Below are 13,454 nucleotides of genomic sequence, written 5' to 3' on the forward strand. Positions count from 1 at the left end.
CAACAGTCATGCTCGTGCCGCGAACACTCAACTTCAACACGCTCATCAGCGTCCCTACCATGATTCTGTCGACAATCTGTTACCCTGAATAAAGACGTAAATCTCAACCCAAGCCAAAATGAGACATGATTCGTCGCATATCTTTTTGACCTGAGCGATGTCTTCCCATAATCGAGCGCTGCGTTCTTGGGAATGTTTCACGCATGAAGGTATATCACGGACCATCTGCCGACAGGATCGGCGAGAATCGGCTGCGCCTCATGCTGGTGATTGCAGGCACTTGTATGCTGGTTCTGCTGTGCTTCGCCGCCGCCCTGCATGACTGGAGCGACTTTCCTGCTTCCGCTCGACGTGGCTTTGGCGGTGCATCCATCAATGGCGCGCCTATCAACGATCGTCCACCGGAGATTAAGCCGATTTCCGACCCCGGCGCGCTGCGAACGGTGAACAAGGACGAGGCGGTCCGGATCAACGCGGCCCTGCCGCTGTCCCACTTGCCCAATCCAGCGGCGACATCATTCTATCTGCCGATCGGCGATGGTCGCGCCTTCCTCAGCGCGATCAATTGTATGACGAGCGCCATCTATTATGAAGCGGCAAGCGAAAGTGACGATGGCCAGCGTGCGGTCGGCCAGGTCGTGCTCAACCGGGTTCGCCATCCCGCCTTTCCCAACAGCGTATGCGGCGTCGTCTTTCAAGGATCGGAACGCAGAACAGGCTGCCAGTTCAGCTTCACCTGCGATGGATCACTCGCCCGCATACCGTCCGTTCAGGGCTGGGCACGGGCACGACGCATCGCAAGCGAAGTGTTGGCCGGGCATGTTTTCGCGCCCGTCGGCTGGGCCACCCATTATCACACCGATTGGGTCGCCCCTTATTGGGCGCCGACCCTGACCAAAATTTCCGTCATCGGCGCCCATATATTCTACCGCTGGCCCGATAACTGGGGACGGCCGGGCGCTTTTTCCCAGGCATATGCGGGCGCGGAACCAGACATCACGCGCATGCCTTCAACGGGGCAAGGCGATGAAGCCGAAGGGTTGAATCCCGACTTGGCATCGGCACCGCGCGCCGAACGCGCCATCATACCGCTCAATGGCCAGCCCGTGCCCGAAACGGTGCCCCTGTTCAGCAAGGCGCGCATGCCGGATACCGCCATTCCTGCCTCGGCGGGGCCTGCGTCGGTGGGAATCGCCAACCGCTGGATCATCCCCAGCCACTCCACGCCATCCGCCCACCCGGCGCCACTCTCTCCTATTCCACCATCCGCCGCGCCGCGATAAAAAGCTGACACGGGTCGGCGAGCAGGCGGAGCCTGGGGCATTGTCTCAATTTTAATCTCTACCCTTTAGGGTCGCCAGCATGGCTCTGGTCGATCTATATGTACAATATCTCGAAACCCTGGTCCGGTTCTTCGGCGCCAGCCATACCATCATGCATGTCCATGCCGGTTTGGCTATCTATCTGGGCAGCCAGTTGCTGCTGCGTGACCGCCGCGCATCCGTCATCGCGCTGAAAATCGTCCTGGCGGTAGCCATAGGCCATGAGTGTATCGAACGGCTCTATTATGGGAGTTGGCGATGGAATGATACATTGGCGGATATAGGCCTCACGCTGCTTTGGCCTGCCGCCATCACCGCTTCCGGTCTGTACCGCCGACGGCGCTGGCGCCTTGCCGAGCGCGGCACGCGAGTCTTTCACGCTGTCGCCGCCCAGTCCCAATCATCAGGTGCCGCAGCATCCGCCCGAAAAGGCGCGTGATTCGAGGCCATGTTCTCAAGCAAGCTGCGTTAAATCTGACGCAGATCGCTTGCTCTAGTTTTTTGTGGCCGCATCGCTTTTGCGAAAAACCGGTGCCCATTTTTCGCACAATGCTCTAAAATGCATCAAGGTTTGGGATTTTCCGCCTTCCGATCCGGTGCCGGAGCGGGAGCCGGAGCGCTCGGCACGGAACAGACATAGGTCTGCTTGAGCGCGACAGCGACCACAGAGGCCGCCTGCCCCCCTCCATTTTGGGGATAAGCCGTCAGATAGGTCAAAAACGCTCGCCGCAGATCAGACTGGGCGTTCCCCCCATTGATGCAGAACTCTTTCTCGCCAAGCCAGATTTCGTAGGCCTTCATGGTATCATGCACGGCCGCGACATAGGCGTAACAATATGAAATCGCGGCCGGACTGCTGTCGTTACAGCGCTTTGCCAGATCATTGGCGGTGAGATACCCGTTCTCTCCAGCGCTTTGCCCCGGAGCAGGCCTGGGCGGCGACGAAGGTGGTGACAGTGGCGGCGATGACAGTGGCTGCGGCGGTAGCGGCGCTGACGGCACCTGATCGGCAGCGAGGGATGCGACGGCCGAAAAAAACGCGATGGCGGGCAGGATCACGGGAATCTCCAGGAAGATGCAGTGGCGGCAGTCTTTGAAGCTGTCGTTAAATCTGCGGCTCCGACATGATGGCCTGCTCCGTCCGCTGATCCGAAACCGTAGTGGAAAATATCTGCTGCTCGGTTCCTTCGAGATACAAAGCCGTCAAGATGCCGGTCCTATACGCTCCGGTATCCACCCCTATCCGGTTGCCCATTTTTTCGACTTCTGCCGAAATACTGTGACCATGCACGATGACAGCGCCATGATTGCTCCGGTCGCCAAGGAATTCGTCGCGAATCCATAGCAGATCGGAGCGTTTTTGCTGTTTCAACGGCACGCCCGGACGAATCCCGGCATGGCAGAAGAAATAATCCCCTGATCGTGCAGAGAGCGGGCGCGTCCCAAGCCAGTGCAACCATTTGGAAGGAATAGCCCGCGCCGTCTTTTCGGCATAGCCTTCGCAATCGCTACCGCGTGCTGGCGGTTCAATGCCGAAGCTTTTCAACGTTGCGTCACCGCCGATACGCATCCAGGCGCGAAACATGCCCGGTTCGCCATTGATCGCACGCAACATCAGCTCCTCATGGTTTCCCAAAAGTACGATCAGATTATCGGTTCGGCGATGAATGTCATAGACATGCTCGATGACTCTCGCCGACGCGTCGCCACGATCCACCAGATCGCCGAGCAAAATGACGTGCTGGGACCGTACAGCGGGCAGACTGTGGCTATGTTCTTCAATCCGACCAAGCAGCTCCGTCAACAGATCGTAGCGGCCATGAACATCGCCGATTACATATATCCGCTCCCCATCGGCCGTGCGAGGCCTCCGGGACGCATGCCTCTGAGGCATCACCGCATTGCGCAACCGACCAAATACCACCCGAACTCCGTCCCTTGATCGCATGAAAGAAACGCAAACCCCATATCAACCGGGGTCAAACACACCTCATCATAACATGGATACCTATCGCAAGGCGCTTTGCAACCAGCGCTTATGCGAACGCGGATGCCCTGAGCACTGCAGATATTTGCCGAAAACGCTCAGCCTTCGACCGAACGTTGCATATATCAGGCCTGTCGGACAGAACCATCCCAGGTTAGATAGTTACCGCGCTTGCCGCGCTCCTGCAGGCTGTATATGCAAAATTTATTGTCAAAGCAATCTGGGAAGCTGTGCATGAAATTCAAATGGCTCTTGGCCGCGCTGCTGGGCCTGCTGGTGGCAGCCTGCGCTCCAAATGCGGCGTTAATGAGCGAAACCGGCCCGCGTTACACCGCGGAACAAAGTGGCCCTGAGGACTATAAGCTTGGATCAGGTGACAAGGTTCGCCTGACGGTGTTCAATGAAGCAACATTGTCGGGAGAGTTTTCGGTAAGTTCGACCGGTGCGCTATCATTTCCATTGATTGGCGATGTTGCGGCAAATAATCGCACCATTCAGGAAATCACCCAGGAAACCCAGAAAAGGCTGGCCGATGGATATCTCAGGGATCCAAAAGTCAACATAGAGGTCGTGACATATCGCCCCTTCTTCATTCTGGGCGAAGTGAAATCGCCAGGCCAATATCCTTATTCGACCAGCATGACGGTACTCAATGCGATTGCAACGGCTCAAGGGTTTTCGCCGCGCGCAGAACGGAAAGTCGCTTATATCCGTCGTGCTGGCGCAGCCCAAGAAGAGTCATTTCGCCTGACTCCGGACTTGCGCGTATCACCAGGCGACACCATCCGCATAGGCGAGCGTTACTTCTAAGCCATTATATAATCTAAAGAAATTAAAAGGGGGGAAGGTCAAATGACCTTGAAACTGTTGGGCAGGCGCTCACTGCTGTGGGCGCCGGCCTTGATCATAGTGGGTGCGATTCCTGTTATCGCGGGCGCCGCAGACATGATATTGGCTGCCGCCGAACAAGGCGAACAGGTCGTGAATGCCACGACGCTGGCAACCGGGGTTATCGGCGAAACGGACAGATTGGCGCCGACCTCGTCGGTTGCCGATTATGAGGCGAGCATAATGTTCATAGTCAGCCAATCCGGCGCCGATGACGAAACCATTCTGGCCGCGCTCGATATCGTCGATGCTCGGCCGGCATTGCCCGAAACACTCAAGGTAGCGATCGAAAATATCCGGCGGACATTGCGGAAGAAGAAACTGACGCGCGGTACCGGCGCCCTTGGCGAGGGCACTTCATCCAGCTTTTCAGTGCCATCAATAGGTATTGGCGGCGGCTCGACCAACTATACCCAATGACCCGTTTCGCTAAAGCGCCACAACGCCATGTCATATCGTCCATGAAACAGAGGCTCCCTCGCCAGGGTTTGAGAATATTATGAAAACTCGCTTTTGCCTTACTATTGCTGGCTGTTTCGCGGCTTCGGTTCCTGCGCTTGCGCAACAGGAAAGCGTTCTTATACGGCCAGCCTTGCCTGACGATTTCAATCGTGGCGGCAATGAGAGCGTCACCGAACGGGCACGGCCCGACTATGATCCGATTGGCATCGACGCAGGCAGCTTCATCGTCCGCCCTCGCGTCGAGACGGGCCTGGGCTATGACAGCAATATCTACCTGACCGAAAGCCCCGCGACGGGAGCGGCCTACACCGTCTTTACGCCTAGCGTGGCTGCCAATTCGACCTGGTCACGCCATAGCGTCACCATGACGGGATCGGCAAATCTACGCCGATATTTCGGCGAATCAGATCGCAATGAGACTACTTGGAATGCCGCAACGCTTGGACGGCTGGACGTCAACAGCGCCCTGTCGCTGACCGGAGAGGCGCAATTTGCGAAACTGAGCGAAAACACCCTGTCTGGCGCCATCGATTCGCAGGCCGCCGCCTTTTCCCGTTATCGCCGCGATTATTATGGCGTGCGAGGAGAGTATCGTTCAGGCCAGTTCCGTTCTTTTCTGGCGCTCGATCAGTCCGTCTTCAATTTTTCGGATTTGACGCTGTCGGACGGCACGCAGATTGACCAGTCCGACCGCGACCGGAACGTGAAGCGCATTACCGGACAGGTTGAATATGCCTTCACCCCCAGCGTATCGATATATGGTCAGAGCACCTACGACTGGACCGATTATGACCGGGCGCTATTGCTTTCCGGCCTGGACAATCGTGATTCAGAGGCAGCCCGCATCATTGGCGGGTTCAATTTCGATCTGGCGGGCTTGCTTCGCGGGACAATCGGTGCTGGCTATGTTCGTCGAGATTTTCGTTCATCCAGCTATAAAAATACCGGCGGCTTCTCAGCAGAGGCGCGCGTAGAATTTTTTCCAACCTACCTGACCACCGTTACCGTACAGGCAAAAAGACTTCTGGAAGATTCCAACATCAATCAGACCACGGCCTTTTTCAACAACACCTTTTCGGTTCGCGCCGATCATGAGTTGTTGCAGAATCTGATCTTGAACGCGGAGGCCGAAGTCCAGTATCAGGACTATATCCAGAGTCCGCGGAGGAACTGGGTCTATCAGCTTTCGACCGGTGGTCGATATCTGATCGACAATCGTTTCTCGTTAAGGCTCAGTACCCAATATACAGAAAGAGACGAGCAGCTGCCGTTCAGCTGTCCGTCGTCAGAACATTTGGCACACGTCGCGTCGTAAATTAGCGGAGTGCGGGCCTCGTCTTGGGGTTGATGTTAAGCGGCGAGCCTGCGGTGTTGCAAGCGCCGATATTCGATGGTCTTTCGCTTGATCCTTTCGCGCTGTTTGATGATGGCGGGAGCCCTGCCGAGGTAGGCGTCGGCGGGCGTCACGTTGTTCAGGCTCTCGTGGTAACGCTGGTTGTTGTAATGCTCGACGAAGGCCTCGATCTGGGCCTCAAGGTCGCCGGGCAGGAAGTAGTTTTCCAGCAGGATGCGGTTTTTCAGGGTTTGGTGCCAGCGCTCGATCTTGCCTTGGGTCTGGGGGTGCATCGGAGCGCCGCGTACATGGCTCATCTTCTGGGCATCGATGTATTCCGCCAGTTCGCCCGCGATGTAGCTGGGGCCGTTATCGCTGAGCAGCCTGGGCTTGTGCAGCACGGTGGCGCTGTCGCAGCCGGAAGCCTTAAGGGCCAGGTCCAGCGTGTCGGTGACATCCTCGGCGCGCATGTTGGTGCACAGTTTCCAGGCGATAATGTAGCGCGAGAAGTCGTCGAGCACGGTCGACAGGTACATCCAGCCCCACCCGATGATCTTGAAGTAGGTAAAATCGGTCTGCCACATCTCGTTCGGACGCGTGGTCTGGGTATGGAAGCGATCGGCGGCCTTGATCACCACATAGGCCGGACTGGTAATCAGATCGTGGGCCTTCAACAGGCGGTAAACGGTGGCCTCCGACACGAAGTAGCGCTTCTCGTCGGTGAAGCGCACCGCCAGTTCGCGCGGTGACAGCTCGCTGTAATCCAGCGCCATCTCGACGATCTGGCCCTGGATATCGTCGCCGATGCGGTTCCACACCCGACTCGGCGCCGATGGCCGATCTTCCAGCGCCTCCGGCCCGCCTTCGACGAAGCGATCGTACCAGCGGTAGAACGTCCGGCGGGGGATGCCGAGTTTGTCCAGCGTGTGCTTGGCGGGCAGGTGCGACTGCTCGACGATCCGGATGATCTCGAGCTTTTCGGATGCGGGATACCTCATTCGTCGTCGCCCCCATCCGCGATCATGCTTTTTTTAAGCAGGCGGTTTTCCAGCGTCAGGTCGGCCACGCATTCCTTCAGGGCACGGGCCTCGCGGCGCAGATCCTGCACCTCGCCAGTGGTCGCAGCACGGGCGGTGTCACCGGCCAGGCGCCGCTTGCCCGCTTCCATGAACTCCTTCGACCAGGTGTAATACAGGCTTTGGGCAATGCCTTCCTTGCGGCACAACTCGGCGATGCTGTCCTCGCCGCGCAGACCGTCCAGCACAATACGGATCTTGTCTTCGGCTGAGAAATGGCGCCGGGTCTGCCGCCGGATATCCTTCACAACACGCTCAGCAGGGGCCTTTGTCGGCGAATTTTTCAAGGAGGGTTTGGGCTTCATCTTCGTTCCTTCGTCACTACGACGAAGCCCAAACCCTCCTTAATTTACAACCTCAAATCTGTGCCATTGGTGCTGACGGCGGACAGACAGAAATATTTTCCAAATAGGTTATTTCATGCGTCACGGCCCGGATGCTCGTTGATGCGCATGAACGCTGGACTGCCAACATCACATTGGTGCGATGCGAAAAGTTGGTTCATCCCACATATGTTTCGCCTGCTCCGGAATCTGGCGAAGAATGCGCGCAGAAGCCTGCCCACACCTTGCAATGCAGCATGATTTACGGCATCGTTGCGATCAACGTCCTATTTACACCAATCATAGCGAAGTGGGATATTTAATCGTGCAACATCAGCGCCTTGCAGCAGGACATGCGACGCTAGACCAGCAAATTCCACCACAGCGCGTTGTCGTTGGGGGCCTGCCGACCGTATCTACCACCCGCACTCAATTGGCCCAGATGATGGTCGATGACTGTCTTTCTGCCCGGCAGTCCAGGGCAGGTGTCGAACCCAAGCTGGTTTTTTCATCCAATGGCCAGGGCGTATCCCTTGCTGGCAAAAGTGCAGAGTTTCGGGATGTGATGCTGGAGGCCAACTGGATTCATGGCGATGGCCAGTCGATCGTAATCGCCAGCAAAATGACAGAAGCTCCTTTGCCCGAGCGAATCGCTACCACTGATTTTTTTCACGACGCGGCCGAAGCGGCGATCCGCAATGATCTGTCCTTCTTCATTTTCGGTGGATCGGAAAACCAGAATCGAACGGCAACCGACGCCATCCGGAAACTTTACCCCGGCATCAAGATTGCCGGGCGACGGAATGGCTATTTCAAACCGGATGAAGAGGACGGCATCTGCCGCGAAATTCGGGAAAGCGGGGCCGATGTCCTCTGGGTCGGGCTGGGCAAACCGTTCCAGGAAGAATGGAGCGTGCGCAATCGTCACAAATTGCAGGGCGTGGCCTGGCTCAAGACCTGCGGCGGCCTCTATGCATTTCTGTGTGGAGATGCACCGCGAGCGCCCGAGTGGATGCAGCGCCTTGGCCTGGAATGGCTGTTCCGGACCATGCAGGATCCCAAGCGGCTGGCATGGCGTTATCTGACGACCAACCCCCATTCCTTCTATCGGCTTATCGTCCATACCAGGCGTCAGGCCGTCGATGGACAAAGAGCAGAAAGCGCCTCCTGACCGTCAGGCAGGGGTGACCCACCTGACGGTCCGCGCCCGTCATTGATACGCCGTTACAGCCAATAAGCATCCTTGATGATGTCGATTGGTGCAATCCCTAGTTCGGTCAGGGCCGGCAGACCTTCCAGCAAGGCGCATTCATGCATGGTCGCCAGCGCGCCAGGCAGTTTGTGCAGTGTATAGCCTTCGGGCAGGTCGCCGATCAGAAATGCCGCTATATCTTCCCGAAAACGGGTCGCGCGGGCAACAAGGGGTACGGCCTCAATGGCTGCCGCCGTGCCTGAGGTACGGGCAAGCTGCACGATGTCGAAATCGAGGCAATAAGGCAGCTTCTCCATGAACGGCTCAACCTGGAGGTGCTTCCATGCATTGGCGAACAGCGCGCTATTTCCGACATAGGGCGCGTTAACGGCATGAAACACCCACAGAATATGCACGACCCCGCCCAACTCACCGATATCCGGATCGTGGCGCAGGCGGTAGGCGGCCTTGAACAGCTTCTGAAGCAGTGCGGATTTATAGGGCCGCAGCAATCCTGTCTTATGGTCAATAATATGGCGCGCCGAGCTTGCCAGCACTTCATCCACCAATTGCGGGGTAATTTCCTCATTTTCCCCGGACTGCGCAATCTGCAACAAGATCGAAGGCGTGCCACCAATCCAGTGGCTCACACGCCAGCTATGATGCGTCCACGCCTTTGGCCAGAGCGGCACCCGGCGCGCATCGATCATCAGATCGAGCTGCCATCCCTTGAACAGCGCGGGCTTCATTGCAGCCTTGCCGACGTGCTGAAGAAGCCGGGCGGCACCCAGAAGATAGGCCGTCAGATGTGCATTTGGCCCCTTCTCCATCAATGGCTTTCCATCAGGCCGACCATAAAGCCGCGCCGCAGCCAGAACATCCTGATATAGTGCGGCCGTCGTGGCGTTCAGCTTGTCAGCCACGCCAAGCAGATAGGCCGAATAGACGATGTCCGCATGGTCCTGTGGCGAAACCGAAAGCAGCGTCGTGGTTGGCGCCATCCCGAACCATAGGTCATAGCCTATCGGAGATGTTCGCCGGATCAGGTCCATGGACCGGGTGACAAGCACCCTTTCGCTTTCACCATCGACATCCATCGTCGTGGATATCCTCTCGGGCATTTCCTTCACTGTTTCCATCGATGCTGTCCTGTTCCTTGCAATCCATTTTCCTCAATCGGTCGCGTATCGACGACCCATGACGGTATCAGCCTGGGCGCGCCAATTGATTCATCACATATCGACCGAAGGCCGTCGGGGTCTTCCAGTCCTTGAGGACCAGGCAAGGCTGACTACGCGGACTGAAGCTGTAGGCGAACCAACTCATATGATCCTTATCCAGCCTGGCCATCAGTGGGTCGGCGAAGGATTGTGGCGTCGCGCGGAATTTGGGATCTCCGACATCGGCAAAACCCCACTCGGTAACGATTACCGGGAAAAGGCGTTGGACACCATCAAGCCGGACATCCCAGTCCGCCGGCGTCTGCCGCCCTTCGCGCGGATAGATGTGCCAGGCATAGGCGATATTGTCGAGTTCCACGGGATTGCGCGCAATGCCGCGCAGATCATAAGTGTAACGACTGCCAGAGCAAATGACGACATTGCTTGCCCGGCTGCGAATATCCTCTTTGATGATAAAGGTCCAAAGCTGCTGCAAATATGACCAGTTATGATAGTCATCATCGGGTCGCCGCATATCTCTTATCGGTTCGTTGAACAGCTCAAAGACAACATCGCCGTCATTCGCATAAAGCGATGCCATTTCGCGCCAAAAAGCCCGACACCGCTCGATATTCGTGTCGAATGCATCCGAACGCGTTCCCCAGGTGGACGGTGGCCGAAAGACGAAGCTATCGGGAAAGCCTAGGGCGTGCCAGCAAATGACGACAAACAGACCAGCGGCACGCGCCGCCCTGACATTATCGACCAGCTTCGCCCGGCATGCTTCTACATTCGCCCCCCAATATCCCGGATGCACGCTGATCCGGACCGCATTGGCTTTCCAGTCCCTGGCGATAACGCGAAAGGGGTAGAGAGCGGGGCGATCGGGCTTCAGCAAATCGCCGATCACAACGCCTCTCAGTCTTATTGCATCCTTTCCCAGCATAAGCTGGTTGCCCAGGACATTAAGCTGCTGCGGCACCGGTGCTGCCTCGGCTTTCAGGCGGGGCATGGCGGCAACCGCTGCCCCGCACAGGATCGCCCCCCTTCTACTCATGGGAAATTCAGTCAAAATGGACGCTCCTTCCCACAGGCTGATGTTGATCGATATGCGCGAGCGGGATTGCCATCCCTATTAACGTCCCAAGCGGCTTTCATCACCTCGGTCACCATCGGAATAACCGATTGCCTCTTCGGTGCATCGCAAAAAAGATGGTGCCTGGAAAAAAAATAATGCTAATCCCCCAACGCTATCTACAGCGTCGAAAACCATAGGTACTACCGACGTCCATGAGCAGAGATTCTTCCCCTCGCCCTTTTGAAACAACCGCATGGGGTGACGCTGCCTTGCCTGTGTCCGACATTCTCGCTTCCAGTTTAATGGTTCGCTTTCAAGCCATTGTTACGAAAATAGGCGGAAGCCTGCCGGCTGAGCACCACCCGCAGATGGCTGATCTTGTCGCGCTATTGCCCGACTGGCGAAAGCCTCTTCTGATGCGGGAGTTCGGCGCGCCATTCACGGCGGCATGGGGCGCCGCACTGGCTCCCCTCTCCATTGTGCAGCGCAAACAATTCGCCGTGGCCTTCCTTGCCGAGAAGGCGCTTGAGATTGGTAAAACGCTTGCAGACAAAAGGCTGACCCGGCCTTTGCTCGCGCGCTATCCACGCGCGCTTGAACGCCTGGCCGACACACTGGAAAGCCCGCCCGAATCATATGATCTGCAGGATGAGCTGTTCATCAAGGATCTACGCCTGGTGCTGGGCCTTGGCCTTCCGGCAGGCGCCAGCATATTGGACATCCGAAGTCGGCTGGGTGGAACAGCGTTGCTTGGCGTAGCCCGTCGCAATCCATTATGGGTCGCGCGGACAAGGGGGCAAATCCCCTGTTTCCGCCTGTATATCGACCCACGCTATCTGGAAGATTTCAACCGTGACGGCATGGCGGCCTATTATCGCGAGGCGGGCGAACTCCTTATGCAGCACCCCGACGTCTATGGCTTCATATGTAAAAGCTGGTTCATGGACCCGCAACTGGAGCAGGTCAGTCCCAGGCTGGGCCACCTGTCGTCCGTTCCCCTCTCCGCTGGCGCGTTTGTCATCAACAGCACGCCAACGGCCAAGGACATCGAGCGAGCGACAAAGACATCCCCGACCCGGCGCAGCCTGTATGAATCCGGCGCGTATCGGCCACAGGCCACCACGCTTGTCTGGCCACGCAAAGGTATGATTGCGTGGGCAAAAAGCCAGATTGCAAGCGGAGCCTGATCCAGACATGGCCTCTCCGCTCTATAAACACACGCTCATCTATATGTTCGGGCGCATTGGGCCGGCGCTGCTCAATCTGATCGCGACGGCCATTTTCACACGAATGGTTGCCCCCACGGAATATGCCGTGCTGGTGCTATCCGTGGCGGCCGCGCAACTCGGCAGCGCGGGCCTGTTTCAGTGGTTGCGAATGAGTGTCCTGCGCTATGCGGTGGGCGATGACGCGCCCAAGGTGATCGGAACCATCACCCGCCTCTACTTGCTCCAGGGGGCGGTGTGCGTCGGGCTGATGCTCATCCTCTGCTTCATACTGCCGCTGTTCCATCTGCCTTGGCTGGTGTCGATCACCTGCGGCATCATGATCCTGGCGCAATCATGGTTCGATTATACCCAGGAACTGCAACGCGCCGCGCTCCAGCCGATTCGCTATTCTCTCTCGTTCGGGGCGCGCGGCTTATTGGCGCTCATCATCGGTTCTGCCGGCGCCTACCTGACCGGCAGCGGCTTCGTACTGGTGCTCTGCGTGGCGACAGCCTATTTCATCGCACCGGTGCCGTTCATGGGTGCCATGTTCGGTCGTCCGGATTTCAGTCGCGATCCGGAACTGACGCGACGGATCGTCATGTACGGCCTGCCGCTTGGCGCGGCCCTGCTTCTCAACAATGTCGGCGTGATGGCGGACAGGTTCATTGTGGCCTATATATTGGGTGCGGAGGCCGCCGGTCTTTATGGCCCTACTGTGGAGCTGGGCCGACAGAGTATCTTCACTTTGCTCCAGAGCGTCACTCTGGCCAGTTACCCTCTTGCGATCCGGGCGCTGAAAAATCATGGCGCTGCCGCCGCCATAGACCAGATGGCCAGGAATTTCGGCTTTTTGATGATTATCGCCCTGCCTTCGGCTGCGGGCCTTGCGATCATGCGAGGGGAAATCGCACAAATCATGCTGGGACCGCTTTTCCGGGCCACCGCGGAACAGCTTTTTCCGCTGGTCGCGCTGTCCACCCTGCTTCTCAGTCTCAACACATTCTACTTCATTCAAGGCAATCAACTCGGCGAAAACACCCGTGGGCAAGCAGCGGTAGCCGCCATTGCGGCCATTGCCACCCTCGCGCTCAATTTCCTGTTCATTCCCATGTGGGGGCTATGGGGCGCCGCCATTGCAGCCATAGGCTCGCAGGCGATTTCGCTCGCCTCCTCGATCATCATCAGCCGCCGGTCTTTCCCACTGCCCGTCCCCTTGAGGCATATCATACGCCCCGGCGCAGCGACGATCGTGATGGCATTCACCCTGATGGTCGTGCAGCATTTCTGGCCCGGCACGGCCATCCTGCGAACACTGTGCCTTTTCGCTCTTGCCGGTGTCAGTTATGCAGGCGCGGTTCTGCTGTTTGACGCTGGCGACATGCGGCAATTGGCGTTCAGGGCAATTAGACGGAAATCCTGACC

General features: G+C 57.6%; 13 protein-coding genes. 8 read left to right on the top strand and 5 right to left on the bottom strand.

Annotated elements, in window-relative coordinates:
• Nucleotides 1-203 precede the first annotated feature (203 nt).
• Both WFR25_RS20110 and WFR25_RS20115 read left to right on the top strand, forming a co-directional pair.
• Nucleotides 204-1,283, top strand: a complete 1,080-nt coding sequence (locus WFR25_RS20110; RefSeq protein ID WP_336973143.1) for a cell wall hydrolase — start codon at nucleotides 204-206, stop codon at nucleotides 1,281-1,283.
• 79 nt (nucleotides 1,284-1,362) lie between these two features.
• Nucleotides 1,363-1,761 carry a hypothetical protein gene (locus WFR25_RS20115; RefSeq protein ID WP_336973144.1) on the top strand — a complete coding sequence of 133 codons (399 nt, stop codon included), beginning with the start codon at nucleotides 1,363-1,365 and terminating at the stop codon, nucleotides 1,759-1,761.
• A gap of 125 nt (nucleotides 1,762-1,886) precedes the next feature.
• Here the strand turns inward: WFR25_RS20115 and WFR25_RS20120 are convergent, their stop codons facing one another.
• Entirely contained in the window at nucleotides 1,887-2,381 is a 495-nt protein-coding gene (locus tag WFR25_RS20120) for a Rap1a/Tai family immunity protein (protein WP_336973146.1), read from the bottom strand.
• Between the two features lie 46 nt (nucleotides 2,382-2,427).
• Nucleotides 2,428-3,216: a metallophosphoesterase family protein gene (locus WFR25_RS20125; protein WP_419723217.1), complete on the bottom strand. Its 789-nt coding sequence runs from the start codon at nucleotides 3,214-3,216 to the stop codon at nucleotides 2,428-2,430.
• A gap of 327 nt (nucleotides 3,217-3,543) precedes the next feature.
• On the opposite strand from WFR25_RS20125, the gene WFR25_RS20130 reads away from it, so the two are divergent.
• From WFR25_RS20130 to WFR25_RS20140, 3 genes are all read left to right on the top strand, one after another.
• Nucleotides 3,544-4,119 carry a polysaccharide biosynthesis/export family protein gene (locus WFR25_RS20130; protein WP_336973149.1) on the top strand — a complete coding sequence of 192 codons (576 nt, stop codon included), beginning with the start codon at nucleotides 3,544-3,546 and terminating at the stop codon, nucleotides 4,117-4,119.
• 42 nt (nucleotides 4,120-4,161) lie between these two features.
• On the top strand, nucleotides 4,162-4,617 hold the full coding sequence (locus WFR25_RS20135) for a hypothetical protein (RefSeq protein ID WP_336973151.1): 456 nt from the start codon (nucleotides 4,162-4,164) through the stop codon (nucleotides 4,615-4,617).
• Between the two features lie 172 nt (nucleotides 4,618-4,789).
• Nucleotides 4,790-5,974 carry an outer membrane beta-barrel protein gene (locus tag WFR25_RS20140; protein ID WP_336973152.1) on the top strand — a complete coding sequence of 395 codons (1,185 nt, stop codon included), beginning with the start codon at nucleotides 4,790-4,792 and terminating at the stop codon, nucleotides 5,972-5,974.
• Between the two features lie 35 nt (nucleotides 5,975-6,009).
• On the opposite strand, the gene WFR25_RS20145 is transcribed toward WFR25_RS20140, so the two are convergent.
• A protein-coding gene (locus WFR25_RS20145) for an IS3 family transposase (RefSeq protein WP_336967452.1) occupies nucleotides 6,010-7,373 on the bottom strand; the annotation gives its coding sequence in 2 pieces (ribosomal slippage) (nucleotides 6,010-7,023 and nucleotides 7,026-7,373; 1,362 coding nt in all).
• Between the two features lie 238 nt (nucleotides 7,374-7,611).
• On the opposite strand from WFR25_RS20145, the gene WFR25_RS20150 reads away from it, so the two are divergent.
• Entirely contained in the window at nucleotides 7,612-8,562 is a 951-nt protein-coding gene (locus WFR25_RS20150) for a WecB/TagA/CpsF family glycosyltransferase (RefSeq protein ID WP_336973155.1), read from the top strand.
• Nucleotides 8,563-8,615: 53 nt separating this feature from the next.
• Here WFR25_RS20150 and WFR25_RS20155 read toward each other — a convergent pair whose 3' ends face one another.
• Entirely contained in the window at nucleotides 8,616-9,722 is a 1,107-nt protein-coding gene (locus tag WFR25_RS20155) for a hypothetical protein (RefSeq protein WP_336973156.1), read from the bottom strand.
• A gap of 67 nt (nucleotides 9,723-9,789) precedes the next feature.
• Complete coding sequence (locus WFR25_RS20160; protein ID WP_336973159.1) at nucleotides 9,790-10,800, bottom strand: glycoside hydrolase family 5 protein; 1,011 nt, start codon at nucleotides 10,798-10,800, stop codon at nucleotides 9,790-9,792.
• Nucleotides 10,801-11,189: 389 nt separating this feature from the next.
• Between WFR25_RS20160 and WFR25_RS20165 the strand changes: the two genes are divergently transcribed.
• Together WFR25_RS20165 and WFR25_RS20170 are read left to right on the top strand one after the other, a co-directional pair.
• A complete protein-coding gene (locus WFR25_RS20165; RefSeq protein WP_336973161.1) occupies nucleotides 11,190-12,008 on the top strand; it encodes a hypothetical protein in 819 nt (272 codons plus the stop codon).
• Between the two features lie 7 nt (nucleotides 12,009-12,015).
• On the top strand, nucleotides 12,016-13,452 hold the full coding sequence (locus tag WFR25_RS20170; RefSeq protein WP_336973162.1) for a lipopolysaccharide biosynthesis protein: 1,437 nt from the start codon (nucleotides 12,016-12,018) through the stop codon (nucleotides 13,450-13,452).
• Nucleotides 13,453-13,454 lie beyond the last annotated feature (2 nt).

The organism is Sphingobium aromaticiconvertens (assembly GCF_037154075.1).
GTDB classification, from domain to species: Bacteria; Pseudomonadota; Alphaproteobacteria; order Sphingomonadales; family Sphingomonadaceae; genus Sphingobium; species Sphingobium aromaticiconvertens.